Source organism: Amorphoplanes digitatis (assembly GCF_014205335.1).
In the GTDB taxonomy this organism is placed as follows: Bacteria; Actinomycetota; Actinomycetes; order Mycobacteriales; family Micromonosporaceae; genus Actinoplanes; species Actinoplanes digitatus.
Genome location: NZ_JACHNH010000001.1, coordinates 6,332,846 through 6,358,017, shown reverse-complemented (window position 1 = coordinate 6,358,017; position 25,172 = coordinate 6,332,846). Strand labels below are relative to the sequence as shown.

General features: G+C 68.6%; 22 protein-coding genes and 1 pseudogene. 14 read left to right on the top strand and 9 right to left on the bottom strand.

What is annotated here, in order from left to right; all coding sequences use genetic code 11:
• Positions 1–38: 38 nt before the first annotated feature.
• The 6 genes from BJ971_RS42685 to BJ971_RS27740 all read left to right on the top strand — a co-directional run bounded on the left by BJ971_RS42685 (position 39) and on the right by BJ971_RS27740 (position 7,211).
• Positions 39–2,882 carry a condensation domain-containing protein gene (locus BJ971_RS42685; RefSeq protein ID WP_438839540.1) on the top strand — a complete coding sequence of 948 codons (2,844 nt, stop codon included), beginning with the start codon at positions 39–41 and terminating at the stop codon, positions 2,880–2,882.
• On the top strand, positions 2,879–3,793 hold the full coding sequence (locus tag BJ971_RS27760) for a thioesterase II family protein (protein ID WP_184996138.1): 915 nt from the start codon (positions 2,879–2,881) through the stop codon (positions 3,791–3,793). Before BJ971_RS42685 ends, BJ971_RS27760 begins: the two co-directional genes overlap by 4 nt.
• A 347-nt stretch (positions 3,794–4,140) precedes the next feature.
• Positions 4,141–4,620 carry a universal stress protein gene (locus BJ971_RS27755; protein WP_184996137.1) on the top strand — a complete coding sequence of 160 codons (480 nt, stop codon included), beginning with the start codon at positions 4,141–4,143 and terminating at the stop codon, positions 4,618–4,620.
• Positions 4,621–4,724: 104 nt separating this feature from the next.
• Complete coding sequence (locus tag BJ971_RS27750; RefSeq protein WP_203709276.1) at positions 4,725–5,249, top strand: SRPBCC family protein; 525 nt, start codon at positions 4,725–4,727, stop codon at positions 5,247–5,249.
• A gap of 49 nt (positions 5,250–5,298) precedes the next feature.
• Positions 5,299–5,811, top strand: a complete 513-nt coding sequence (locus BJ971_RS27745; RefSeq protein WP_184996135.1) for a flavodoxin domain-containing protein — start codon at positions 5,299–5,301, stop codon at positions 5,809–5,811.
• Between the two features lie 41 nt (positions 5,812–5,852).
• Positions 5,853–7,211, top strand: a complete 1,359-nt coding sequence (locus BJ971_RS27740) for a wax ester/triacylglycerol synthase domain-containing protein (protein ID WP_184996134.1) — start codon at positions 5,853–5,855, stop codon at positions 7,209–7,211.
• Positions 7,212–7,519: 308 nt separating this feature from the next.
• Here the strand turns inward: BJ971_RS27740 and BJ971_RS42550 are convergent.
• Positions 7,520–7,885: pseudogene (locus BJ971_RS42550) on the bottom strand (recombinase family protein); the annotation flags it as partial.
• Here BJ971_RS42550 and BJ971_RS27735 point away from each other — a divergent pair.
• Entirely contained in the window at positions 7,781–8,257 is a 477-nt protein-coding gene (locus BJ971_RS27735; protein WP_184999373.1) for a hypothetical protein, read from the top strand. The pseudogene BJ971_RS42550 and the gene BJ971_RS27735 sit on opposite strands and share 105 nt — an antisense overlap.
• Before the next feature lie 11 nt (positions 8,258–8,268).
• Here BJ971_RS27735 and BJ971_RS27730 read toward each other — a convergent pair whose 3' ends face one another.
• From BJ971_RS27730 to BJ971_RS27715, 4 genes are all read right to left on the bottom strand, one after another.
• Positions 8,269–8,991, bottom strand: coding sequence for a hypothetical protein (locus tag BJ971_RS27730; protein WP_184996133.1), 723 nt, complete (start codon positions 8,989–8,991; stop codon positions 8,269–8,271).
• The gene (locus tag BJ971_RS27725) at positions 8,984–9,487 is read right to left on the bottom strand and encodes a SigE family RNA polymerase sigma factor (RefSeq protein WP_184996132.1); all 504 of its coding nucleotides are present in this window, start codon (positions 9,485–9,487) and stop codon (positions 8,984–8,986) included. Before BJ971_RS27725 ends, BJ971_RS27730 begins: the two co-directional genes overlap by 8 nt.
• A 33-nt stretch (positions 9,488–9,520) precedes the next feature.
• A complete protein-coding gene (locus BJ971_RS27720; protein ID WP_184996131.1) occupies positions 9,521–10,192 on the bottom strand; it encodes a hypothetical protein in 672 nt (223 codons plus the stop codon).
• Between the two features lie 98 nt (positions 10,193–10,290).
• Positions 10,291–11,172 carry a UbiA prenyltransferase family protein gene (locus tag BJ971_RS27715; RefSeq protein WP_184996130.1) on the bottom strand — a complete coding sequence of 294 codons (882 nt, stop codon included), beginning with the start codon at positions 11,170–11,172 and terminating at the stop codon, positions 10,291–10,293.
• 240 nt (positions 11,173–11,412) lie between these two features.
• Between BJ971_RS27715 and BJ971_RS27710 the strand changes: the two genes are divergently transcribed.
• The 5 genes from BJ971_RS27710 to BJ971_RS27690 all read left to right on the top strand — a co-directional run bounded on the left by BJ971_RS27710 (position 11,413) and on the right by BJ971_RS27690 (position 21,018).
• Positions 11,413–16,062 carry a glycoside hydrolase family 2 TIM barrel-domain containing protein gene (locus BJ971_RS27710; RefSeq protein ID WP_184996129.1) on the top strand — a complete coding sequence of 1,550 codons (4,650 nt, stop codon included), beginning with the start codon at positions 11,413–11,415 and terminating at the stop codon, positions 16,060–16,062.
• A gap of 826 nt (positions 16,063–16,888) precedes the next feature.
• Positions 16,889–19,105, top strand: a complete 2,217-nt coding sequence (locus BJ971_RS27705) for a glycoside hydrolase domain-containing protein (RefSeq protein WP_184996128.1) — start codon at positions 16,889–16,891, stop codon at positions 19,103–19,105.
• 9 nt (positions 19,106–19,114) lie between these two features.
• Positions 19,115–19,600 (top strand): hypothetical protein, encoded by a 486-nt coding sequence (locus BJ971_RS27700; protein WP_184996127.1) that lies wholly within the window; start codon positions 19,115–19,117, stop codon positions 19,598–19,600.
• Positions 19,597–20,349 carry a hypothetical protein gene (locus tag BJ971_RS27695; RefSeq protein WP_184996126.1) on the top strand — a complete coding sequence of 251 codons (753 nt, stop codon included), beginning with the start codon at positions 19,597–19,599 and terminating at the stop codon, positions 20,347–20,349. Before BJ971_RS27700 ends, BJ971_RS27695 begins: the two co-directional genes overlap by 4 nt.
• 243 nt (positions 20,350–20,592) lie before the next feature.
• Positions 20,593–21,018 (top strand): DUF2690 domain-containing protein, encoded by a 426-nt coding sequence (locus BJ971_RS27690; protein ID WP_184996125.1) that lies wholly within the window; start codon positions 20,593–20,595, stop codon positions 21,016–21,018.
• 136 nt (positions 21,019–21,154) lie between these two features.
• Here the strand turns inward: BJ971_RS27690 and BJ971_RS27685 are convergent, their stop codons facing one another.
• The gene (locus BJ971_RS27685; RefSeq protein WP_184996124.1) at positions 21,155–21,880 is read right to left on the bottom strand and encodes a hypothetical protein; all 726 of its coding nucleotides are present in this window, start codon (positions 21,878–21,880) and stop codon (positions 21,155–21,157) included.
• Between the two features lie 303 nt (positions 21,881–22,183).
• On the opposite strand from BJ971_RS27685, the gene BJ971_RS27680 reads away from it, so the two are divergent.
• Positions 22,184–22,582 (top strand): hypothetical protein, encoded by a 399-nt coding sequence (locus BJ971_RS27680; RefSeq protein ID WP_184996123.1) that lies wholly within the window; start codon positions 22,184–22,186, stop codon positions 22,580–22,582.
• Positions 22,583–22,729: 147 nt separating this feature from the next.
• On the top strand, positions 22,730–22,930 hold the full coding sequence (locus BJ971_RS42545; RefSeq protein WP_203709278.1) for an HflX-like GTP-binding protein: 201 nt from the start codon (positions 22,730–22,732) through the stop codon (positions 22,928–22,930).
• A 104-nt stretch (positions 22,931–23,034) separates the two neighbouring features.
• Here the strand turns inward: BJ971_RS42545 and BJ971_RS27670 are convergent, their stop codons facing one another.
• From BJ971_RS27670 to BJ971_RS27660, 3 genes are all read right to left on the bottom strand, one after another.
• Positions 23,035–23,832: a hypothetical protein gene (locus BJ971_RS27670; RefSeq protein WP_184996121.1), complete on the bottom strand. Its 798-nt coding sequence runs from the start codon at positions 23,830–23,832 to the stop codon at positions 23,035–23,037.
• Positions 23,833–24,116: 284 nt separating this feature from the next.
• Positions 24,117–24,674, bottom strand: a complete 558-nt coding sequence (locus BJ971_RS27665; protein WP_184996120.1) for a hypothetical protein — start codon at positions 24,672–24,674, stop codon at positions 24,117–24,119.
• Positions 24,675–24,958: 284 nt separating this feature from the next.
• Positions 24,959–25,126 (bottom strand): hypothetical protein, encoded by a 168-nt coding sequence (locus tag BJ971_RS27660; protein ID WP_184996119.1) that lies wholly within the window; start codon positions 25,124–25,126, stop codon positions 24,959–24,961.
• Positions 25,127–25,172 lie beyond the last annotated feature (46 nt).

Here is a 25,172-nt window from a genome sequence, read left to right as displayed (position 1 = left end):
ACGACAGCTACACCGGCGAGCCCCTCTCCGCCGAGGACATGCACGACTGGGTGGACCGGACCGCCGAACTGGTCCTCGACCGCGCGCCGCAGTCGGTGCTAGACGTCGGCGCCGGCACCGGCCTCATCCTGTACGCGGTCGCACCCCACTGCGAGCGTTATTGGGCCACCGACTTCTCCGCTGTCGCGCTGACGCGGTTGCGGGAGACGGCGGGTGCCCCCGGCCGCTTCACCGGCGACGTGCAGCTGCACGAATGCGCCGCCGATCAGCTCGAACAATTGCCGGAGCAGCTCTTCGACATCGTCCTTCTCAACTCGGTGGTGCAGTACTTCCCCGACGAGGAATACCTCGCACGGGTCATCGCCGGAGCGCTGAGCCGGCTCGCGCCCGGCGGTGCCGTCGTGATCGGCGACGTCCGCAGCCTCCCGCTGCTCGAGGCCTTCCACGCCTCGGTCGAGCTGTATCGGGCGGCTCCTGACCTGTCCGAGGAAACCCTCCGCAAGCGGGTGCACCGCAGGGTCGCCGAGGACGAGGAACTTGTCATCGATCCCCGCTTCTTCCTCGCGCTGCAAGCACGGCTGCCCGGCATCGTCGACGTGCGGGTTCTTCCCAAGCGTGGCCGGTACGCCAACGAGCTCACCCGCTTCCGATACGACGTGATCCTCACCAGCGGCCCCGCGCCCGATCGCGTCGAGCACGCCTGGCTCGACTGGCGTACCGAAGGACTGGCGCTTTCGACCCTGCGCGGGCAACTCGTCGCGGCGCCCGTGGACGTCCTCGCCATCCGCGACGTGCCGAACGCGCGCGTGAGCACCTTCGCGGAGCGGAATCCGGCCGGCGCGGTCGACCCGGAGGACCTCTTCTGTCTGGCCGGCGAGACCGGCTACCTCGCCGAGCTGGACTGGTCACGGCACGGCGCGGACGGCGCCTTCGACCTCATCCTGCGCCGGCTCGGCCCCGACGGCCGACCCATCGCCCCCAGGCCCCCGGCTCAGCCGCCGCCGGCGCCCGGACCGTTGTCGGCCTGGGTGAACCCGGCCGCACCGCGCCGCGCCCGGAAACTGCAGGCGGAGCTGCGTGCCGCGCTCAGCACGACGCTGCCCGAGTACATGATCCCCTCGAGGTTCGTGTTCCTCGACATGCTTCCGCTCACGCCCAACGACAAGGTGGACCGCAAGGCGCTGCCCGAACCCGACCTGCTCCGGCCCGACTCGCAGACGACCTACGAGGCGCCCCGCAACGACCTGGAACGCGCCCTCGCCGAACTTTGGGGCCAGTTCCTGCGCGTGGACCAGATCGGCATCCACGACGACTTCTTCGACGCCGGAGGCCACTCACTGCTCGCCACCCAGGTCACGTCGCGCATGAGAGCAGGGCTCGGACTCGATGTGTCGCTTCGGGATCTCTTCGAGTACCCGACCGTCGCCGCGCTGGCCGATCGGCTGGCCGATCGAGGCGCCCCGCCCACGGGTTTCGCACCCATGCCGAAGGTCGCGCGAGGTGGAGATCTTCCGCTGTCATTCGCCCAGGAGTGGCTCTGCAACGACTACCCGGACGCGCCTGACAATCCCGTCCACAACGTGGTGACGGCCGCGCGCCTGCGGGGACCGCTGGACGAGGATGCCCTGCTGCGAGCCTTCGCTCACGTGGTGCGACGGCACGAGTCACTGCGTACCCGCCTAGTGGCGCGGCCTGCCGGGCTGGTGCAGGTGATCGAGACCGAGGGGGTCTGGCCCGTCAGCCGGTCCCGGCTCGAGGGGCTCGCGGAGCCGCTACCGGCGATCCGCCGGATCCTCGACGAAGAGAGCCGACGGCCGTTCCACCTGGCACAAGGCCCGCTGATCCGTGCCCGCCTGGCCACCCTCGGCGAGGAGGAACGCATCCTCGTGCTGTCCATCCATCACGCTGTCACCGACAACTGGTCGTACGGCGTGCTGCTGCGCGACCTGGCCATCGCCTACGACGCGTACGTCGAGGGACACGACCCCGCTCAACCGCCCCTGGACATCCAGTTCGCGGACTTCGCGGCATGGCAGCGCCACGAGGTCGAGAGCGGCGCACTCGACGGGCACCTCCGGTACTGGCGGCACCTGCTCGGCGAGCTTCCCGCTCCGCCACGCCTGGTCGACGACCACCTGTCCGAGGAGGAACCGGTAGCGGTGTCGGGCAACGCCTTCGCACTCACCCCGGAACTGACCGTCGCGCTGCGGGTGCTCGCTCAGCGCGAGGGCGCCACCCTCTTCATGACGCTGCTCGCCGCCTTCGGGGCGCTGCTCACCGCGTACACCGGGAGCCGGGACCTTGCCGTGGGCTTTCCCACCGCCGGCCGGGACCGGCCCGAGGCCGAGGAACTCATCGGCTTCTTCGCCAACTCCCTCGTCCTGCGCGCGGACCTCAGCGGAGATCCCACCTTCCGGGCGCTGCTCGCCCGCGTCCGGGAACAGACCGTCGAGGCGTACGCCCATCAGGAGGCTCCGCTGCAGCCGTTGCTACGGGAATTCGCAGCAGAGCACGACCGAATCCGACTGGGGTTCAACCTGCTCAACGCCCCCCTGGCGACGCCGGTGCTGGGCGAGGTACGGCTGGAGCCGCTGTCCGACGACTGGGGTTTCGTCCACGTGCCACAAGGCGTGGAACCAGGCACGGGCGACCTCAGCCTCATCATGCTCGAAGACGCTGGAGTGCTCCGCGGGACCTGGCTGCACGCTGTCGATCGGGTCGGCCCGCGGCTGGTGAACCGGCTCGTCCGCCAATGGAGTCAGCTCTTGAGAACCGTGGTGGCCGATCCTGATATCCGGATCGAGGAGCTGGGCCGGCGACTTCGCGAATCGGGAACGCCTCCCGCACGAGACCTCCCCGGCAACCAGAGGAAGCAAGGATGACCGAGCCCTGGTTCTGGGCACGCCAGGAACGCCCGGCCGCGGTGACCCGCCTCGTGTGCCTTCCGTACGCAGGCGGGATCGCCTCGGCGTATCGCACGTGGGAAAGCCTCGTCCCGCGCCACATGGAGGTGTGCCCCGTCGAACTGCCCGGCCACGGTGCACGCATGAGCGAGGAACCCTTCCACCGTCTCCAGCCTCTTGTGCATGCACTGGCGGACGCGCTCGAACCTCTCCTCGATCGGCCATGCGCCCTCTTCGGCCACAGCATGGGCGGACTGGTGGCATTCGAACTGGCCCGACTGCTGCGTCGTCGCGGGTGGCCCGCGCCCTGTCACCTGTTCATCTCCGCGACTCCGGCGCCGCTACGGCGCCGTGATCCCGTCGGCGGCCACGACGCCTCCGATGCCGGACTGAAGGCGCGACTGCGCACACTCAACGGGACACCCCATGAGGTTCTGGAGAACGACGAGCTCATGGCGCTGGCCCTCCCGGTGCTCCGCGCGGACTTCGCGGTACTGGAGACCTATGAGTACCAGGAGGAACCGCCGCTCAAGGTGCCGATCACCGTCTTCGGCGGCATCGACGACCGCACGGTACGGCCACAAGAACTGGAGGGATGGCGCGCGCAGTCAACCAGCTCGCGCGTGCGACTGCTGCCCGGCGACCACTTCTTCATCCATGACCTCGCCCCTGAACTCATGGGCCTCGTCGTCGAACACCTCACCATGCGCTGGCCGCATATCGTCCGCGGCGGAAGAGCGAAGGCATCGATCGGTGCCGAGCGCTTGCCGGCCGGGGACCTCGAGTATGTCGCCCAGGTCGATCTCGCATGCGGACAGCGCGACGGGCTCGGTGCTGGGGAGAGCCATTCTGGCCATCCCTCTGAACTGGGCCCCCAGCCAGATGAGTGAAATGGTCTGGCGATGGAGGTCCATGCGTGTGCCGTGAGCACTGATACAAAGGTCGGTCAGCGCTTGGGGCTGCGCTCACGAGTCCGCAGCGACTTGAGTTGGTGGTCCGAGCAGCAGATCTTGCGGGCTGCGCTGAGCGTTTCGGCCGGCACCGACGCACCGTGGGACGCGGCGCAGGTGCCCCCGCCATCGGCTTCACGCCGCGACTTCCGGCGCAAAAGACGCGGTATGGGCGCGAGGGTTCTGGTACAGGATGGGCCGTTTGGCACTGACCGCTTGCGGGGATGCGGCGTTCTACTCGAGGTAACAGATGCCGGAGATGCGAACAAACATACGTGGAGGTAGCGATGACCGATCAGACATATCCCGAGGGCCGATACATCGTCGTGGGCGTCGACAGTTCGCACGGCTCCAGGACCGCGTTGCGCTGGGCGCTGGGCCAGGCCCGGCTGACCGGCGCGACTGTCGAAGCGGTAGCCGCCTGGCGGCAACCGCCGACCTACGAATATTCCTACGGTGCGATCCCGTACCCGTCTCCCGGCGACAGCATCGCCGCCGTCACCGAGAAGGTCCTCACCGAAACCGTGGCGGATGTCGTCGGGACGGGGGATCAGCCCGTCGACGTACGTATCAAGGTCGCTCACGGGCCGGCCGCTCAGATTCTGTTGGAGGCCGCGGCCGGTGCGGAGCTCTTGGTCGTCGGCAGCCGCGGGCACGGCGCCTTCGCCGGCATGTTGCTGGGATCGGTCAGTCAGCACTGCATCCAACACGCTCCCTGCCCGGTGATCGTCATACCGGACGCCGAGCAGTCCAAGATCGCGTCGTGACCAGGACGCCGCGCGTTTCATCGCTCATCACGTCGATGGCTGTCGTCGCGGCGGTTTTCGTCTTGCGGAGGTGGCAGTTGCGGTGGGGCGCGACCGATGCCGAGATGACCGAGCCCCTGCCCGGCGATGAGCTGGTTCCTGATCCGGACCTGGCGGCGACCCGGGCAATCACGATCGACGCCCGTGTCGACGACGTGTGGCCCTGGATCGTCCAGCTCGGTCAGGGACGAGGCGGCTTCTACAGCTATGACCGTCTGGAGAACCTTGCCGGCTGCGACATTCACAGCGCGCTGCAGGTCAACCCGGACTGGCAGCGACTCGACGTCGGTGACGCCGTCCGGCTCGCGCCCGAGCTCGCCGTGAACGTCGCCGTCGTCAAGCCACCAAACGCGCTGGTCCTGCAGGGCGCGGTCTGGCCCGGAGCCGCCGCGCCGTACGACTTCTCCTGGACCTTCGATCTGTCGCCGGTCTCGGCGACCACGACCAGGCTGGTCGTGCGGGAACGGTACGCGTACACGCGGTGGTGGGCGCGTTTCGTGGTGGAGCCGGTGACGGTCGTCAGCTTCGTGATGAGCCACCGGATGCTGCGCGGCATTCGTGATCGCGCCGAGCAGTCCGACCAGCGATGACCGAAGGCAGTGGCCCGAACACGACAGCCCACAGATTGGAGCGACAGCCATGAGAATTCTGGTCAGTGCCGCGAGCAGGCACGGCTCCACCGCCGAGGCTGCGACCCGCATCGCCGGGTCGCTGCGCGCCGGGCTGCCCGCCGACGTCGTCGTGGATGAGCTTCCCGCCGCTGACGTCGGCGACCCGACGCCGTACGACGCCGTGGTCCTGGGTAGTGCCGTATACCTGGGCCGGTGGCTCGACGACGCCCGAAGGCTCGCGGAACGGATCGCGGCGCACCCTCCGCGACTGGTTTGGCTGTTCTCCGTCGGCCCGATCGGTGATCCGCCCAAGCCGGACGAGGATCCGGCCGAGGTCGGCGACATCGTCCGGGTGACCCATGCTCGCGGTCATCGCCTCTTTGCCGGGCGCCTGGACCGGCACAGGCTCGGCTTGGGGGAGAAGGCCGTTGTCATGGCTCTGCGGGTGGCGGACGGAGACTTCCGCGACTTCGATGCCCTCGACGCGTGGGGTACGCAGATCGCCGCTGACCTCAGACGGGCGAGGACCGGGACGGCGTGATGCCCGGGGCCGTGGCCGGTGGCGCTGGGGTGCGGGGGAGGGTGTCGATCGAGCGGACGAGCCCGACCGACCTGATGCAGCTCGCCTGCGACCTTCCCGGCTCACCGATGCAGGTCGCGGCGGTCCTCGTCCTCGGCACCACAACGGCGTTGGACCTCGCGGCGGTGCGCGAGGCGATCGGCCAACGCATCCACGGGGTACCACGGCTGCGGCAGCGCCTGGTCCGGGCTCCGCTCGGGGGCGGGCGTCCGGTCTGGGTCGACGATCCGGACTTCGATATCCGCGACCACGTCAACGCCGTCCGCTGCCCCGCGCCGGGCGACGAGGCCGCGTTGCTCGGTGCCGTCGCGGAGACCACCGCTCGCAGGCTTCCCAGGAACCGGCCGCTGTGGTCGGCGACCCTGGTCACCTCACTGTCCGGCGGCCGGGCCGCGCTGGTCGTGATGCTGCACCACGTCCTCGCCGACGGGCTCGGCGGCCTGGCAGTCCTCGCCCGCCTCCTCGACCATGCCCCCACCACGCCGGACACAGAGTTCCCGCGCCCGGAGCCCCGCCGGCGCAGCTTGTTCCTCGACGCGTCGGGCACCCGGCTCCGGGCGCTGGGCCACCTCCCGGTGAAAGCTCGGCAACTCCGCTCGGCCATCGCCGAACTCGCCACGGGCGGCGTCAACGGCCCGCCGCGGTCCTCGCTGAACCAGCCCATCGGAGCACACCGCGGCCTGGCCGTGGCTCGCGCCGACCTGGCCGGCGTGCAGCGGCTGACGCACGCACACGGCGCGACGGTCAACGACGTCGTCCTCGCGGCGGTGACCGGCGCCCTGCACGCGGTGCTGCAGCACCGTGGGGAGAGCGTCGACCGGTTCGTCATCTCTGTGCCGATCGCCGGCCGGCGCGAGGCGACGGCCGGGCACCTCGGCAACGAGGTCGGGGTCATGACAGTTCCGGTGACCGTCGCCGGCGACCTGCATCAGCGGCTTACGGCGATCGCCCGTACCACTCGCAGCCGCAGGCCGGCCAGCCCGGGCGCGTCCACCGCATTGCTCGGACCGGTGTTTCGCATCCTGGCGTGGTGCGGCGCCTTCCGATGGTTCGTCAACCGGCAGCAATCGGTGACCACGATGGTCACCGACCTTCACGGCCCGGACGTCCGCCTGTCCTTCCTCGCCGCGCCGATCACCGAGATCATTCCGGTGTCGCCGATCACCGGGAACGTTACGGTCGGATTCGCGGCGCTGTCGTACGCGGGCACACTTACTGTCACCGTCACGGCGGATCCGCAGCGCTGCCCCGATCTCGCCGTCCTGCTGGCGCAGCTGCAAAGTGAACTCGACCTGCTCACCACGGACTGGACGCCGAGCCCCGCGCCCTCCGCTTGGCCGCCGGTGTCTGAGGCTGGGTGACGAGGTGTCGTTCGGCCTGTGTTTCGGCGATCCAGGCGGTGACCACGGCGGGGTCTGCTCCGGCGTCCAGGCGGCGCGGTAGCGGGCGAGTTTGGCGTCGATCTCTGCGGTGATTGCTCTTGGGGGAGTGGCCGGGGCTGTGTGGGGGCGCCGATGGCGGCTTGGTTGATGAGGTCGGCGATTGTTTGCCGGCGTTGTGAGGGTTCGAACAGCTGGACGAGCCAGGTGTCGAGGGGCGTGATGAGGATGTCTTCCCGCAGGAGGACGTTGCGCGGGTGGTTGATCTTGTTGGCGAGGGCGTACTCCAGGGGGTAGCGGCAGCGGTAGTAGGCGACGCCATGGGAGTGCTGGCCCTGCATTTTCCGTCCGCAGGCTGCGCAGCTGACCAGGCTTTTGAAGACGTAGGGGTGGCGGGTGCGGCGCGACCGTTTGGGTGAGGTGCCGGTCCGTGCCCGCCGGGCGAGTAGTTCTTGGGTTCGGTCGAAGGTTCCCTGGTCGATGAGGGCCTCGTGGGCGGGGTTCTTGGAGGCGACCCACGGGTCCGGGCGGTTCCATCGCATGATCGGGGTGTGGCCGAGGGCGACGTCGTTCACGTCGAGCAGGACCTCGTCGGTGCGCTGCTTGTTCCAGATCTGCCGGCCGGTGTAGCGCGGGTTGGTGAGGATTACTCGCACGGCCTGCTCGTCGGAGATGTCCGGAGGCTGCGAGCCCACCCGATCCGCGGCACCGCCGTCAGATTGGGGGGCCGCCGCCAGCGCCGCCGCGCGTTTCTCATGCGCCTGCCGGTAAGCCGCGAACACCGCCTCGCCCAGCCGGTCCCCGGCCAGCCGCTCGACCCACTGCCGGCTGATTCTCACATCCACGACCGCGCCATCGGAGGCGACGATGACCCATACCGAGCTAGAAGCATCTTCGCCTTCCTGGTGCGCGCCGGGCCGCAGATCCGGTGCGAGCCTGGTCATCGCCGCCTCGGCACCGTGTCCGCGCGGACCTGGAACGTCTGGGCGATCAACTGCGCAGTCTCCGACGACATGCCAGCACGATAACCACCACCGCGTCAGCGGTTGAAGGGGATGGTCTGCAGGCCGGTGCGGCCGGTCTGGTCGGCGTCGACCAGTCCCTGGTCGACGGTCAGGATGCCGAATTGCCCCTGTAGCTGGAACTGGCCGGAGTCGCCGGCCGGCACCACCCCCCAGGTCTGCGCCGGGTCGCCGTCGCGGCACGGCCGCAGGATCAGCGGCGCCTGCGGCGTGTCCGTGACGCAGGAGCCGGGCCGCGCCGGCGGGGCGATCACCACCCGGTTGCGAGCTGTCACCGGAGCGGGCACGAGCGACATCTCGGTGGACGCGTCCTTGGCCGCGCCGGTGAAGTCGACCACGTCGTCCGGGCCGACCTGCATCCACAGGTCCACGCCGTCGTCGGCGACGTCGATCAGGACCCCGGTCTCCAGGTCGACGCCGAGCTCGCGCAGCTGGCTCACGTTCGACGACTTCGTGCCGCGCTTCGGCGGCGCGGATGCGGAGGTGGACGGCGACGCGGAGGCGGACGGGCCGGGGGTGCCCGAGGCGGCCGGGGTCGGCGGCCGGCCCGGGTCGCGGGCCAGGGCCGTACCGAGACCGACCGCCGAGATCAGCACGGCGGCGAACGCGGCACCGGCCGCGCGGTTGCGCCGGCGCCGGACGGCTCGCCGGCGTACCTCCCGGGCCGGCGCCAGGCCGGCGGTGCGCTGCAGGTGTTCGGCGTACGCGTCGAGGCCCTGCTGGATGCGGTCGTCAGACATCGCGGTGCTCCCGGTCCGTCTCGTTGTCGGACAGATGGGCGGCCATGGCCCGGCGCCCGCGGGCCAGCCAGGTGGTGACTGTTCCGGCCGGTACGCCGGTCTCGGCCTTGATCTCGGCGACGCTCAACCCCACGAGATGATGCAGGACGATCACCCGGCGCTGGTCGGCGGGGATCCGGCGCAGCGCCGCGACGATCGCGACGTGGTCCGGGCTCAGCGCCTCGACGTGCCCGTCGCCGGCGTCGCGCCGGTGCGCGTACAGCCGGTTGACGGCCTTACGCCATGCGCTCACCGCGTGCCGGTAGGCGACCTGGCGCACCCAGGCCTCGGGGTTGTCGTACCGGCTGATCCGGTGCCAGCGGTTCCAGGCGCGCAGGTACGCCTCGGCCACGGAGTCCTCGGCCTCGGCGCGGCCGCCCACCATCATCGCGACGTGCGCGAGTACGCGACGTGAGGACGTCGCGTAGAAGGTGTCGAAGTCCTCAGCGTCGCGCATGGATGGACGGGCTCCGTCTTCGGCGGGCGAGGCTCAGCTCGCGAACGGGATGGTCTGCAGGCCGGTGCGGCCCGATCCCCCCGTGGTGATCTTCCCGTCCTCGACGCGGATGACGCCGTACTTTCCCTGCAATTCGAACTGGCCGGAGTCGCCGGCCGGGACGATCGTCCACACCTGCGCGGCCCGGCCGCTGCGACAGGCCTCGAGCCGCAACGCGGCGCCGGAGGTGTCCGCGACGCAGTGGCCCGCGCCGACCTCCTCGTTCCAGAACGGCGGCTTGATCAGCACCCGGTTCTTCTCGCGTACCGGCGCGGCCTTGAGCGACATCATGGTCGAGTCGGTCCGGGTGGTGCCGGTGAAGTCGACGCCAGTGCGGCCGACCTGCAGGTAGCGGTCCACGCCGTCGTCCGCGACGTCGATGAGCACGCCCTCGTTCAGGTCGATGCCGAGTCGCTCGAGCTCGCTCAGATCCGAGACCGCGGGCCTCGCCCTGCCCGCGGCGGTGGTCCCGCCCGACTTCGCCGCCGCGGTCGGCGCCGGCGACTCGCCGCTGCCGGCGGCGGTGCCGCCCAGCTTCGCCGTCCCGGCCGCCTGCGGGCGGGCAGCGGTCGCGGAGGGTGCGGCCTGCGGGGCAGCGGTGGTGGTGCAGGCGGACAGCGTGGCGGCGGTGGCGAGGCCGGCGGCTCCGAGGACGAACGATCGCATGGGTGGTGTCTCCTTCGAGGGGTGGTGCTGGTATGCCCTGGACACGCGCCGCACGCCCCGCCGATTTCACCGACTACATAACGAACAGATAACGGGCCTCACCCGATGTAGGCGAGCGCGAAGCCGACGGTCGGCACCCCGAAGAGCACGGAGACCACGGCCAGCTTGGCGATGGTCGGGCGGCGGGTGAGGATCGCGTACGCGGCCAGCAGCATCGGCGCCATGACCAGCTGCGCCGTGAGCGTCGATCGGGGCACCAGCACGTCGAGCGCGGCGCACACGATCGAGACGGCCAGCGCGCAGCCCCACAGCGCGACCCCGATGCGGTGCGCGAGCCGGTGGCCGTAGCGGACCGCGAACGTGGTGTAACCGGCATCGCGGTCGGCGGCGAGGTCGGTCACCGTGGTCGGCACGTAGAGCGCGGCGGCGAACAGGACGCCGATCAGCGCGAACTGCCACGGGAACCCCCACGGCGGCCGGGTGATCGCCCAGCCCGCGGCAGGCGACACCACGCCGACCACCAGCGCGTTCACCGCGACGTCCCAGCCCGGCCGGGTCTTCAGCCGCAGCGGCGGCACGCTGTACGCCCAGCCGAGCAGCAGCACCCCGGCGACGCCGAGCACGAACAGCGGCCCCACGAACAGCGCCACCGCGACGCTGCCGATCGCGAGGCCCGCGTACCAGATGCGCAGCCGCCGGGCCGAGACCGCGCCGGTGACCAGGGGTGCGGTGGCCTTGCGCGGGTTCATCCGGTCGCTGGGCAGGTCGTGCAGGTCGTTCTGGGCGAGGACGGCACCCCAGATCAACGGGCCGAGGACGAGCAGCGCCGCCGCGGCCCGCGGCGCGTCGGCCCGGGCCGGCAGCCAGGCGTGTCCGGCCAGGACGGTGCCGAGGTATGCGGGCACCCAGGAGACCGGCCAGAACCACGGCCGCGAAACCGCGAGCAGCAGTACGGTCGGGCGTTGCAGCACCGTGGTCATGCCCGCATCATTCGCGCCGGCGGCTGTGCGCGCGCCGAAGGGGGCCGCGGGTGACGCCTGGATCACCCCCAGCACCGTGCGGCCGGGTCGTAGAACCATCGAACACACACGTTGACACGAAATCCCAAGCAAGTAAACATAGACACACCTGGATTGAATGTGTCCTCTCGACCGGTCCGGGCTCGTGCTTGCGATATGCGCCGTGCTACCGACGTGCCCTGACCAAACAGGAGCGGCCCGATGCGCCGTACGTTCTTGGCCCTTGTCCTTGCCGGCGCCATGTTCGGCCCGCCTGCGGTCGCCGCACCGGCCGGTGGCTTCGCCGCCGAGCCGTCCGCGGCCGAGATGCGCGCCGCGACCGCGGCAGCCGCGACGGCCCAGGCGGCGCTCAGTGGCGCGGTCGACCCGACCGGTGGACCGAAGACCAGCGAGGACGTCTACCGGTACCTGGAGAATCCGCAGCTGACCGGCGAAGGTCAGCAGCCGCCGCACTCCGACCTGCGGCCTTACGCCGGCGCGGCGGCCGCGATCGCCGATGTGTCCGAGCACAGTGCCCGCAATCCCCAAGTGGCGCCTCTCGACGGCGACTGGAAGCTGAAGATCTTCAATCGACCCGACGACGTGCCTCCGGCCTTTCACGCGGCCGGCTTCGACGCCTCGTCCTGGCCGACGGCCAAGGTCCCGCACACCTGGCAGTCGGACTTCATCGACCATCCGATGTTCCGCAACATCCCCGAGGAGATCTCGCCGGACAGCCCGCCGAACGTGCCGCGCGACGTCAACCCGACCGGGGCGTACGTGCGCACCTTCGATCTGTCCCCGCAGTGGGACGGCGACCGGATGTTCCTGCGCTTCGAGGGTGTCACCAGCGGCTACCTGGTCTGGGTCAACGGCGGCTACATCGGATACGACCAGGGCGGCTACACGCCGGCCGAGTTCGACGTCACGGAGCGGCTGCATCCCGGCCGCAACCAGATCGCCGTGCAGGTGCATCGCTGGGGATCCGGCGCCTACCTGGAGGACTACGACCAGTGGCGGTTCAGCGGCATCTTCCGCAGCGTCTCGCTCTACCGCACCGGGCAGACCCGCCTGCAGGACGCGTACATCACGACCGATCTTGATGCGGACTACCGCGACGCCACCCTGCGGGCCCGGGTCGACGTGGCCCGCAGTGCCCGCGGTGTTCCCGGCCGCTACGTCGTGCGGGGGACGCTGCGCGACGCCGGGAAGAGGATCGTGACGACCCTGACGGCCCCCGTCGACCTGACCGCCGACGGCACCGGCGCACAGGTCACCCTCGCCGGCCGGGTCGCCGACCCGGCGAAGTGGAGCGCCGAGGAGCCGAACCTGTACTCGCTGGTGCTGGAGCTGGTCGGGCCGGACGGCCGGTCCCTGCACATCACCGCGCAGGCGATCGGCTTCCGCGAGATCGAGGTACGCGACAAGCAGATCCTCGTCAACGGCAAACGCATCATGGTCAAGGGCACCAACCGGGCCGAGACCGATCCGGACACCGGGCGGTACAACACCCGTCAGCGCCAGCGCGACGACGTCTTCGGAATGAAAAGGCTGCACCTCAACGCGGTACGGACCTCGCACTACCCGTCGGATCCGTACCTCTACAAGCTCGCCGACAAGCACGGGCTGTGGATCGACGACGAGGTGGACATCGAGACCCACGCCCACGAGAGCTGCCCCTCGGCCTGCCTCGCCGCCAAGCCGGAGTGGCAGGCCGCGTTCGCCGACCGCTTCCAGGCGATGGTCGCCCGGGACAAGAACCACCCCAGCGTGCTCATGTGGGACACCGGCAACGAGGCCGGTCTCGGCACCGCGCACTACGCGATGGCCGCGTGGGCCGACGCCAACGAGCCGACCCGGCTGCTGTACCACCAGTCGAACAGCCCGGACGGTGACGCACCCTTCGCCGATGTGGATGGCCCCCGCTACAACACGCCGGCGCGCCTGGCCGCCCGTACGAACAGCTCCGCCAAGCCGATCGTGATGGGCGAGTACGCACACGCGATGGGCAACGGGCTCGGCAACTTCGACCAGTTCTGGGCACTCGCCCGGCGCAACCCGCAGATGCAGGGCGGCTTCATCTGGGACTGGGCCGAGCAGAACCTGCGCCAGCCGCTGGTGTTCACGCCGGACTCGTCGAAGAGCAGGATCCAGACGTTCCTGGTCGGCAAGGCCACCGCAGCCCCCGGCCGGCGCGGCCAGGCGGTCGACCTCTCCAGCCTGGACGACTTCGTCGACGTCTTCCGCGACCGCCGGCTCGACCTCACCGGTCCGCTGACCCTCGACAGCTGGGTCAAGCCGGGAGAATGGGCCGGCAGCTTCCCGATCCTCACCAAGGGCCAGGGGTACGGGTTGCAGATGCGCGACCGCGACACGCTGGAGTTCGGCGTCGACGCCGGCGGGTGGGCCACCGCGTCCGCCGACGTGCCGCCCGACTGGTACGGCAACTGGCACCGGGTCTCCGGTGTCTACGACGGTGCGGCGCTGCGGCTGTACATAGACGGCCGGGAGGCGGCGACCACGCCGCGCACCGGGGCGGTCGATCCCGGCCTGTTCGAGGTCAACCTCGGCCACAACGCGGAGACCCAGCGGGACAACGACCTGTGGAGCGTCCGGACGGCACGGGGGCTGATCGACGACGCCCGCGTCTACGCCGCCGCGCTGACCCCGGCCCAGCTCGCCGGTGACCCCACCGGGCAGGCCGTCCTCGCGCTGAACTTCGACGCGTTCCAGCGCAAGGGCGACTTCCTCAGCCTCGGTATCAGCCTGTCGGGCACCGACGGTCTCGTCGGCTCCGACCGGTACCTGCAGCCGGAGACCCGGGAGATGGCGTGGGCACAGGCGCCGATCCGGTTCACCGCCGTGGACGCCGTGAACGGCAGGGTCCGGGTACACAACGAGCAGCAGGCCGGCGCCTTCCGGCTCCGGCTGCGGTACCAGATCATCGAGCAGGCCCGCACGATCCGTTCCGGCAGCCGGCCGCTCACGCTGGCCCCCGGCCAAGCCGTCGACCTCGACCTCGGCGGGGTGCCGGCCAACCCGGACGACCGGGAGCGGTTCCTCAACATCAGCGCCGAGACCACCACCGACACCGCCTGGGCCAAGCGCGGGTGGATCGCCGGGTACGACCAGTTCTCCGTCGGCGGTCGCTCGGTGCCCGGCATCCTGCCGGCACCGGTCAACGGAGCACCCGCCGTGGCGACCCGCGGCGACGTACTGACCGTCTCCGGCCCCGGCTGGACGTACCGCTTCGACGACGGCGACCTTGCCTCGATGAAGGCGCACGGGCGGGAACTGCTCGCCGGTGGACCGCGTCTGGACGCGTACCGGCCGCCGACAAGCAACGAGACCTACGACTGGGGCACCGACGACCGCCGCATCTGGCACGACATCGGCCTCGACCGCCTGCAGACCACGATCACCGACGTGCGGAGCAGCACCGAATCCGACGCCGTCGTGGTGGAGGTACGCAGCACCGTCGCCGGGGCCGGCACCGCCGCCCTGCTCTCGTTCGATCAGTCGATGCGGTACCGCATCGACCGGCGGGGCACCGTCACGCTGAAGCAGGACGTGGTCCCGAGGGGTAGCCGCGTCGGCTCCCTGCCCTACCTGCCACGGATCGGCGTCCAGCTGCGGCTGCCGGACGAGATGCAACGGTTCGCGTTCTATGGCCGCGGCCCGCACGAGTCGTACAACGACCGGCGTAGCGGTGCACCGATGGGCGTCTACCGCAGCACCGTTGACGGGGAGTACGTCCGCTACTCCCGTCCGCAGGCGTACGGCAACCACACCGACACCCGGTGGGCGTCGCTCAACGACGGACGTTCCGGGCTGCTCGTCGGCGGCATGAGGGACGTCAGCGTCACGCCCTACGACGACCTGGACCGGGCCGAGTACGACCACCAGCTGCCACTGGTCCACAACAACGGCTGGGTGACCCTGCACGCGGAGGCCGGAGAGACCGGCATGGGTGAGACGCCGAACTCGGTACTCGACCCGTTCAGCCTCTCGCCGACCAGGCCGTACTCCCACGAGTTGGTGCTGCGCCCATTGACCCGGGCCGAGGTCGCCGTCGGCGGCGTGCCGGACTCCGACGTGCCGGCGCCCTGCCCGCCGGACGTCACCGCGACCACTGACGGTCAGATCGCGGCCGGCACGGAAGAAACCGTGGAGATCAAGGTGTCGGCCCGGTGCGCCGGAGGGCTGCGCGCGACCACCGTCCGGCTCACCGCGCCGGAGGGCTGGACGGTGACCCCGGCTCAGGCCGACCTCGGCGACGTCGCCACGGGCAGCCCGGAGACGACGGCGTTCACCGTCATCGCCCCGGCCGGCACGGACTTCGGCAGCTACGACCTGACCGCCTCCGTCACCTCCAGCACGGCATCCGGCTTCACCACCACGGTCGCCGCCACCACGACCACCCAGGCGCCGCTGCCGGCCGGCTGGGAATGGCTCAGCGACCGGCCGTATGTGCAGCAGGCGAACGGCTGGGGCCCGGTCGAGAAGGACCGCAGCAACGGCGAGCAGGGCGCCACCGACGGTCGCACGCTGACCATCGCCGGCGTCACCTACGCCAGGGGCCTCGGCGTGCACGCCGTGTCCAACGTGCTGGTGGAGCTGGGCGGGGACTGCACCCGCTTCCGGTCCGATGTGGGCGTCGACGACGAGGCGTCCGGCTCGGTCGGCTTCGAGGTCTGGGTCGACGGGGTACGCAAGGCGCAGAGCACGATCCTCACCGGGGCCGGCGGGGCTGAACGAATGGACGTCGACCTCACCGGCGGCCGGCGGATGGAGCTGCGGGTCACCGACGGCGGGAACGGTGTCGGCAGCGACCACGGTGACTGGGCCGCGGCCCGGCTCACCTGCTCCTGACGTACCGCCGTCGTGGCTCAAGCGGGCCTCGCGGTCGTTCAGCTCGCGGGTGATCTGGGCGACGCTCTCTCGTAATCCCCGACTGCCGCGGGCGGCGAACACGGAACTGACCGGAGCGGACAGAGGAGCCCGATTCTTGCGGTGTCGGGAAATGCTGAACCGATTGAAGGTCCACCCGGGCTGGAAATGGATGTACGACCAACCCGCCACCCCGTAGTAACGGGGATTTTCCTGGGCGTAGGCCGACGAGAAGGCCGGCAGGAAATAGCGAACGCCGTGGTACTCGAATTCCCAGGTCCCGCTCGCCGTGCACTCGCGGAGATCGACGTTCACTTGCAGTTTCGGATATGCCGATGCTTTCGGCTCGGAGCCGAGCCGGTCGCGGCGTTCCACATTGGCCGCAGTGTCAGCGACGTCCAGGCTGGTCGCGTCGATCGCCGTCAGCCGGCGCCGGGCCGGCCAGGTGCCCTTCGTGCCCGGCCCGGCGAGGGCGCGCATGCCCTTTCGAACAGTTCCGCGAGGGTTTGCGGGCCGAACTCTAGCTGTTCAAGCCTCTTCGAGCAGGTCACGCTCGAGCGGGGCCGACACCCTCCCGGCCCGATGTGATCAGTAAACCGGCCCTGAGACCGCCCCTGGCTCCACTGAAGACGACGCCACGGCCCGACACGCTGCCGGGCCTGCTATCGCACCGTCACCTCACCCGCGGACCAGCGCCGAGGCCCTTAACCGAAGGGCATTGACTCTTGACGGCCAGTTGATCAACTGTCATTGTGTCATCGTCCGCTGTGGATTGATGGCAAGGGATTTGTTAGGGAGTTGTGCATCCGTGGCGGATGAGATGGTCTTGCAGGCGCAGCGTTTTGTGAACACAATCTATGGGACCCGCATCGGCATGACAGTCGATGAGGACGGCAAGACGAGCTGGACCATGATGTACGCCTTGACCAGGGCGCTGCAGTGGGAGCTCGGCATCACTGCATTGTCCAACAGTTTTGGACCCACGACGCTGTCGACCTTGACCTCCAAATACCCTGCGTTGAATCAGAACACGGTTCCTTACGCCAACTTCACCCGCATCATCCAGTCAGCCCTGTATTGCAAGGGATATGACGGCGGTGGCGTCGACGGAGTCTATGGTGCCCGTATTCAGGCGGCGGTCAGCCAGCTCAAGTCCGACATGGGCGTGGGCGGGACCACCCCGAACGGCGATCTCACTCCAAAGGTCTTCAAGGGTCTGCTCAACATGGATCCCTACGTTAAGGTCGCCACGGGCTCGGATGCGGTTCGCGGTGTTCAGCAGTGGTTGAACGGCCGGTACCTGGGCCGAGCGGACTTCTTCGTCATTCCCTGTGACGGTCGGCATTCGCGAGACGTGGCCAAGGCCATGCTGCTGGCCGTGCAGTACGAACTCGGCATGGCGGACGGCGTGGCCAACGGCGTATTTGGCCCAGGAACGCAGTCCGGCTTGAAGACGCACCCCGTTGCGACGGGGGCGACCGGTGTGTGGGTCTCGCTCTTCTCGGCGGCGATGATCCTCAATCAGCGTGCCGTGACATTTTCGTCGACCTTCGGATCTGCGCTCGTATCTGAGACCACCGCATTTCAGTCCTTCGTCAAATTGCCGGCCACCGGCAAGGGCGACTATGCGACCTGGGCATCGCTGTTGATCTCGTACGGAGACCAGGCTCGCAAGGGTGCCGCCTGCGATGGGGTCACAAAGATCACGACCGCACGGGCGACGAGCCTGAAGGCCGATGGAATCACCTATGTGGGACGCTATCTGACGAGTGTCAGCAGCACGCTGCCGGAGAAGGTGATTCAGCCGGGGGAGTTGCAGACGATTGCTTCCTCGGGGCTACGTTGCTTTCCTATCTATCAAACCCAGGGCAGGGATGCGTCGTCGTTCAACTACCCACTCGGCCGGGCGGCGGGCTATGCGGCGATCAACGCGGCTCAGGACCACGGCTTCAAGCCAGGGACGCGGATCTTTTTCGCCGTGGACTTCGACGCCCTCGATGACGAGGTGACGTCGAACGTCCTGCCACATTTCAAGGGCATCGTGGACTCGGTGGCGGAGGCTGGAGGCCAATACCTGGTCGGCGTGTACGGCGCCCGCAACGTCTGCTCGCGCGTCGCAGCTGCCGGGCATTCGACCGCAAGTTTCGTCTCCGACCTGTCGTCCGGATACTCGGGTAACTATGGTTACGCGCTTCCGGCGGACTGGGCTTACGACCAGTTCGTCACGCGCGTCGTCGGGACGGGCACGGGGAGCATCGAGATCGACAACGACATCGCATCGGGGCGTGACACCGGACAGGATTCGTTCAATCCGGCGCGCGCAGTGGTCGCGGACGTCCGACTCGACTCCTCGCTGCACAACTCGCTGATGATCGACATCGGGAAGTACATGGAGTCGATCGGGTACCCCAATGACGGCGGTCTCAAGAACTTCCAGCACTGGAAGTGTTTCCAGTCCACAGTGCTGGATCACGATGACGTGATCACGCAGCAATCTAATCTGTACAGGATGCGAAAGGCTCTCATTCAGACCTCCGCCTACTGGGAGATGCGCCATTGGGGGCCTGAGGACGACGTCCAGGACGCCCGCGTGGAGGCATATCACCTCGGAGTCCCTGGGGGCGTGCGGGACTCCTCGACGGGGATCGCACAGATCACCGGCGAGGCCGCAATCCGGGCCTGGAATTATTGCATCGCGAAAGGCCTCGTGACGGGGTCGACCAGCGATCCTGCGAACGACGGCGACGTCTACGCCATGTGGAAGAAGGTTCAGGACGAGGCCTTCGCGTTGCAGACGGTTTCGCTGCTGCACCTCTGGGGTGCGGCGGGCAAGCCGGGGGGCAGCAACCCACCCGAGGGAGAGACGGTTCTGCGGCCCATGGCTCTGGACTACAACGACAAGGAGAATTTCGAAATCTTACGCCGCTACCAAGGCTGGGGTGATGTTGCCGTGGACGGCGGTCAGAAGCGCATGGCGCTCTACTACATCTTCGAGAAGTACAACGGTATCGCCCGCCACTTCTGAAGGGTTGCTGTGTCGCAGGATCCGTTCGCCGTGCCGAACCCGGTCGTGCTGTTCGCCGTCGTGTCGCTGAGTGCCGCGGGCTTCATCGCGCTCCTTGTCTACGCGCGGCTGACACTCAGGCGTGCTCGCGGTCCGGAGCCCGCGCCCGGTGCCGTGTGGCGTTGCGTCGCGGCGCTTGTGGCCGCGGTAGCCCTTGGTGTCTACATCTGGGGCGCGCTGCACCTGGTGATGGACGAGTCCGCGGCTGATCAAGCCTGCAAGACCGCGGTCGGGCCTGCACACGCGGGAAGTGTGGATGCGTACCGGACCTCGCTGGTTCCGCTCCGGTTCGGCTGTCACGTCGCAGGCAAGGGGACCGTCGAAGGCGCGATACCCAGCCATGTCAATTCCGTTCTGGCCATAGCTGCCATTCTCGCGGGCGCTATGACCCTGATAGCTCTATTCGTATCCGCACATCACAAGAGTCCCGACCAGGCCGACGGGAAACTGACATGACCACCAAACCGCGGTTGACGCGCCGTTTCTTTCTCATCCGCACCGCTGCGGCGGGTGCGGCTGTATCGCTTCCCGCGCTGACGTCCTCACCGGCGCACGCCTCGTCCAGCGATACGGCTGCGGCCAGGCTCGCCGCCAAGATCCGACGTCTGCGTAAGCCGGATAGCCGAGCCCTCACCGGAGAGCGGTCGCTCAACGGCTGGGAGATGGAGAAGGTGGCCGACGATCGTGGGAGCGTCTACACAAGACCGGTCGTCGGAACGCCGCTCGCCGGAGTCCAGATGCGCATGGGTGACGTCGAGACGATCCTCGTACACCTCGTCCGACGCTTTCACTACGAGGTAGAGGAATTGCGCGCAGGTGACGTGACCGGGTGGCGAGCCCCGACAGGCGAGCGCAAGCCAACGGCCGAATCGAACCTGGCCTCCGGCACCGCCGTCCTGATCAGGCCCGATCACTACCCCGTGGGCGCACGGGGGAACTTCTTCGCCCTGCAGCAGATCGTGATCCGCGACATCCTGGCCGAACTCGACGGCGTTGTTCGCTGGGGAGGAGATGACCGGAGGCCGAACGAGGCGCTGTTCTCGATCGACGTCCCCCCGGACGACTCTCGCCTGGCCCTGATCGCGAGCAGGCTCCGGGGGTGGCAGGACGTGGCCGGCCGTGGGGCAGGCGGTCACGTCGACGTGATGGCGCACGGTCGGCGCAGCGCGGCCAAGATCGTGGAGAAGCGTCAGCGCTCCGCCTGACCAAAGCGGTCTGAGAAGTCTTGCGACCATTCGATCCGGGCGTGTCGTACCCGGATTTGCTTCTGCGAGAAGGCCGTCGATCTCTGTCGCGACTATCGTGCCAAATTTCGCGAGTCCCCGAGCCCAGGCTCGATTTCGGGGACTTCACACACGCCCTCGGGACCCCCGGAGGGTATTCCAGGAATCGATCTCGAAAGAACAGGTACATCAATGCGACGTCGTTTGACGACCATCCTTGTCACCATGCTTCTCGCCGCCGGAGCCATACTCGCCGCCGGATCGCCCGCCTCGGCCATCAGCTGCTCGGGAAACAACTGCAGCGGCAAGAACCCCGACTCGACCGGCTGCTCCACCGCCTCTGCGTACACCCAGACGACTGCCAACGCCGGGTACGGCGACTGGAACCTGGAATTGCGGCGGTCCAACCAGTGTGACTCCTACTGGGCGCGCGTTACCGGATATCACCAGGTGGCATACGTCGGTGCCACGATCAGCGTCGACCGCCGGTACAACTACAACGGCTACATGACCTACCAGTCGGTGCATGTCGACCACGGTCAGGCGTTGGCATACACGAACATGTGGGGCCGCTTGGCCGGCTACAGCGTCCGCGCCTGCCTCTCCTTCGACCAGGGCCTCGGCACGGTGTGCACGGGCTGGTACAGCTGAGCCTTCACTGACCAGGCTGGCCAGCCGCAGGTTCGACCGCCGAGGGGCGGGATTCGCCGTGCGAACCCTGCCCTTCGGGCGTCGCGTCGCGTCCCATGTCGCGTCGTGATTGCCGCCGTCTTCTGTGGGCCTGCGTTCAGGGCGTGTAAATCTCGTCCGCCTTGGTGATCTGGCCCGCCTTCACGGTGAAGACGAAGACCCGACCGGTCGACAGCAGCGTCGCCCGGAACTTCTTGAGATCGGCGTCCGCAAGGTCCGTTCCGGTGGTCCCGACGATGCGCAGGCTCGCGCCCGGTGCCACCGGATAGGTGCGCACCTTCTTGTTGTTGTTGCGGATGTACCAGCCGGTGCACCAGTCGTTCTCGGCCGGCTCGACGCCGTCCGCCTTGCAGGCGTTCGCCGCGGCCTTGCCTTCGAACCATTCGACCAGGTCGAAGGTGATCGTGCCCTTCGCCGTGTCGGCCGCCTTGAGGTATGCGTGCTGCGTGCCGGTGAGCTGATCGGCGGCGTCGGTCGGTGTACCCGGTGTGGGCGTCGATGCGGACGACCGCCCGGCCGGCGTGGCGCCTGGAGCGGTGGTGCCTTCCGGCGCGCGGCTGCCTGTCGGTGCGGCGCCTACTGCCTGGGTGCTGCCCGGTGCGGCGTCGGCGGGCTTGCCCGCGCCGGTGGAATGCCCGCACGCCGCGAGGGGCAGCAGCAGGAACGAGGCGAGTGTCAAGCGCCGAAGCACCGCGGTTTCCCCAATCTTGAAGTGATCTGGGGCTAACCCTAGAGCGCGACCGCAAGCAATCCGCCTGGCTTGCCGGATCATCGGCGTGTCGGTTCGACTGTTGTGCCTAGTGACGATCCGGCTGGTCGGCACTCTGGGGCTGTTGGTCCATGGACAGGGCGGTGCTGGCGGAGGTTGGATCGGTTCGTCGAGCATCTCCCGACGTGGATGGCATGCTCGAAGGACAGTGTTGGATCCGGCTTTTCCATGCACAAATCCGCTGTTGTCGCACGGCGATAGCCATCACCTGGCGAGTTCTTCGCACGCGTGGCTCCAAGAGCGAGAGTTGGGCCCGGCCAGGAACGAGTTTTGGCCCCATTACGCGATCGCCCGGTCCATGGTCACGGGTGAGTTCTGGCCCCACCACGGGTGATCGGCAGCGGGCATGATCTAAGGGTGCTGGTCGATATTGAGCAGGTGGCCCGGTTCGCTTGGAGTCCGTTCCCCATTGTGCAGGTTCAGACTCCGGTGGGCCGGACGGCGGTGCCGTGGTGTGGTGCGCCGGATGCTGTCCTGGGGCGGTATGACGTCGAGTGGACGATCAACATGGAGATCAGTTGGGGTCTGAACGCGAAGCTCGCGGCCGAGCCTGGGCCGGCGATCTTGGCGGGTGGCCATTGCGTGATCTTGCGCGGGCGTTTGGGTTTGACTCCCGACGGTGGCGGCGTCCTGGACCTGGACGGGTCGATGATCCTGCTGGACTTCGTAGAGCCTCCGCCGGCGGAGGTGGACGCCAGCTGGGTGCAGATCCACGTTCCTCACAAGGATGTCCAGCTGTATCCATTCGAGCTCTAGGCTGCCATCGCCCGCTTGTCCTCGGGCGGACGTCAACCGCCTCCCCTTTCGAGCCTTCCAGCCGGTGGCGGTCGGGTGGTGGGCCGATATGTTCAGCGTCGGGGCGCTTCCGACCGGTGGAAGGAACGTCCCGGCGGGGCTGCCCGGATGTCCCGGCCTTTCTCTCGCCGGACGCTGCTGACACATGGCAAGGTCCGCGAGATTGCCGAAGTCTGCCGAAAGGCAGATGTCGGAGCCGCGGTCTTCGTGAACACCTTGACGCCCGTTCAGCGGGCGGTCTTGGCCAGCATGTTGGGCTGTCTCGTATTCAGCGGCGAGGACCTCGCCGTCTACGGCGGGACTGCGTAGCGGCCGGCCGCCAAGTGCCGCGACGCGGGCCACACGCGCACGCGTCCGGAAACTCGATACCCGCCGTCCTGTTCCGGAGCCGTGGGTACTCGCTTGCGCGGCGCTCAGCCGCGGGGCTTTGCGTCGAGCCCGAGCATCATCCGAAACCGGGCGAAGTGCTCGAACGGGAAGCGGCTGTGGTCGGTATTGCGGTTGGAGTAGCAGCTATAGGCGCCACCGAACATCCAGCCGTGGGTGTCGGAGCAGGTCCAGGTGTAGTCGTCGTCCGGCGGTGCGACGACCATGTTCTCGGCGATCCGCCGCGCCTGCGCCGGGTCGAACACGCCCATCCGGACGAACTGCGCCGCCACCTGGGCGCGGTGCGCCTCCAGGCCCTCGGTGTCGCCGGATTCGTGGCCGACGAACCGGCTCAGCAGCAGCATCGCCATGTCCGGCGAAACCGTGCACTCGTTGTCGAAATCCTCGTTCGGCTCGTAGGTCGACGGGTTGGCACGCATGTGCGCCACCACGGCCTGCGCCTCCTCCCAGCGCAGGCACCACGGGTGCCACCGGGCCTGGTCCCAGTGGCCCATCTCGTACACGTAGCCGGTCCAGTCCTCCCGGTCGTCGGTGTCCTTCTCCGCGCCGTCGACCTCGTTGTCCACTTCCTCGTCGACGTCGTCGTACTCGGCGGCGACATACAGGTTCAACTCGTGCAGGGCCACGTCGAACGACGGATCGAGCCGCAGACGGTACGGACCGGCGACCGGCATGAAGATTCGCACGCCCCCCTTGAGCTTCTCGTCAATGCGCTCACCCGCCCGTTCGAAGTTGAATCCGTCCGCATCGTCGAAGGCGTACGCTCGCCAGAACCGACGCCTGGCCATCGCCGCTTCGAGCCGGTCACCAGGCTTCTTCGCCATCTCATCTCCCGAGGGGTAGCGGACTTCTCCGGGCATCATCCTGACCATCACGCGCAGCCCGGTCGACCACCGGTCCGCGACGAGCCACCGGGCGGTGACACCGGTGGCTCGCTGTTCCGAGGTTCAGCGCAGGTACGACCCGTCGGCGAGGAGCAGGATCGAGGACAGCCGCCTACTTGGCGTTGCCGTTGTGTAGCGCATGACCATCTGATGCGGGCGGCGCCGCTGCCGGCGGCGGGGCGGGTCGCCGGCCGGTACGGCTGCGAGCGCTTCCGCGCGGCCGCTCAAAGGCGAGCGATCACTCTTTTGGCGAGGTCCGCCGTGAGGACGATGTCGGCCTCACGCTTCTGCGCGTCGGGCGCACCACCCATGTAGTTCCTCGTTATCTTGCCTACCTTGTCACCTTTGTAGAACACCACCATGGTCTCCATTTCTTGAGAGGTGTCCGAGATCGCGCCGTCGCCGACCCCGCTCAGCGGCTTGTGATCTGAGGCTTCCTCTCGGAGCTCATCGAATTGCGTGGATCCGGGCCGGCCGTCATTCGTGACCCTCAACTCCAGCCAGGACCGGCCACCGTACGGCTTGAACGAGCAGGCCTGATCGTCAAGGAACAGTTCTGTGTGGTAGCCCTTGCCGTAGGTGTCCTTCGCCTCCACCTCCACTAGGTCGGCGGCCGTCAGGAGCTCGCATGCGCCGCCCGTTTCTCCCTCCCTCGCGGCGGCTGCGTCGGCGGCATCGGCCGCGCCGGATTCCGTCCCGGTGTCGTCCGCCGATCCGCAGCCGGTCACGACCAGCGTGGCCGTCAAGAGGGCGCTGAGAGCGGTGAGCTTGCCGTATTTCATAGTCCATCTCCGATTTGCGCACGATCAACTTCGCGGAGTGATCCATACCCGCACGCCGGCGGGTCGGCGCTGGCAGGACCCTAGGGCCGGCGACCTGCGATCGGGGATAGCGCAAATGACATATTCACCCACCTGCGACCCGGCGATCACCTGCCGTAGCTGCTAGTGCGGCTCACTTGATGGACTGTCGCACCGCCCGCATGTCCGGGCGGAGCGCTGCACGCCGGTGAGGGCGCTGTTGCGTTGCGAGATCAGCGGACGCAGTCAGCCCTGCCGGGCGGGTGTCAGATCGCTCGGGCGAGTTCGGTGAACGCCGCGGTGACCCGTAGCGCCGGGCGAGCAGCGACGCCGAGAGCGTAGTGGCCGCGGCGCAGATTCTGGACGAAAGCGTGCCCGGCGATGACCACCTGCGCCGTCCGATCGGTCTGCAGCGACGCATCAGCATGCCTCACAGGTCAAGCCTGCCCGGGCCCGTCCGATTGGCGAAACGCGACAGAG

Excerpts from the sequence above, each read along its gene's own strand:
- BJ971_RS27695 (WP_184996126.1), top strand. The coding sequence starts at position 19,597 with ATGACCACCAAACCGCGGTTGACGCGCCGTTTCTTTCTCATCCGCACC.
- BJ971_RS27760 (WP_184996138.1), top strand. The coding sequence starts at position 2,879 with ATGACCGAGCCCTGGTTCTGGGCACGCCAGGAACGCCCGGCCGCGGTG.
- BJ971_RS27710 (WP_184996129.1), top strand. The coding sequence starts at position 11,413 with ATGCGCCGTACGTTCTTGGCCCTTGTCCTTGCCGGCGCCATGTTCGGC.
- BJ971_RS27665 (WP_184996120.1), bottom strand. The coding sequence starts at position 24,674 with ATGAAATACGGCAAGCTCACCGCTCTCAGCGCCCTCTTGACGGCCACG.
- BJ971_RS27730 (WP_184996133.1), bottom strand. The coding sequence starts at position 8,991 with ATGTCTGACGACCGCATCCAGCAGGGCCTCGACGCGTACGCCGAACAC.
- BJ971_RS27750 (WP_203709276.1), top strand. The coding sequence starts at position 4,725 with ATGACCGAGCCCCTGCCCGGCGATGAGCTGGTTCCTGATCCGGACCTG.
- BJ971_RS27745 (WP_184996135.1), top strand. The coding sequence starts at position 5,299 with ATGAGAATTCTGGTCAGTGCCGCGAGCAGGCACGGCTCCACCGCCGAG.
- BJ971_RS27690 (WP_184996125.1), top strand. The coding sequence starts at position 20,593 with ATGCTTCTCGCCGCCGGAGCCATACTCGCCGCCGGATCGCCCGCCTCG.
- BJ971_RS27670 (WP_184996121.1), bottom strand. The coding sequence starts at position 23,832 with ATGGCGAAGAAGCCTGGTGACCGGCTCGAAGCGGCGATGGCCAGGCGT.
- BJ971_RS42545 (WP_203709278.1), top strand. The coding sequence starts at position 22,730 with ATGTCCCGGCCTTTCTCTCGCCGGACGCTGCTGACACATGGCAAGGTC.
- BJ971_RS27715 (WP_184996130.1), bottom strand. The coding sequence starts at position 11,172 with ATGACCACGGTGCTGCAACGCCCGACCGTACTGCTGCTCGCGGTTTCG.
- BJ971_RS27720 (WP_184996131.1), bottom strand. The coding sequence starts at position 10,192 with ATGCGATCGTTCGTCCTCGGAGCCGCCGGCCTCGCCACCGCCGCCACG.
- BJ971_RS27755 (WP_184996137.1), top strand. The coding sequence starts at position 4,141 with ATGACCGATCAGACATATCCCGAGGGCCGATACATCGTCGTGGGCGTC.
- BJ971_RS27725 (WP_184996132.1), bottom strand. The coding sequence starts at position 9,487 with ATGCGCGACGCTGAGGACTTCGACACCTTCTACGCGACGTCCTCACGT.
- BJ971_RS42685 (WP_438839540.1), top strand. The coding sequence starts at position 39 with ATGCACGACTGGGTGGACCGGACCGCCGAACTGGTCCTCGACCGCGCG.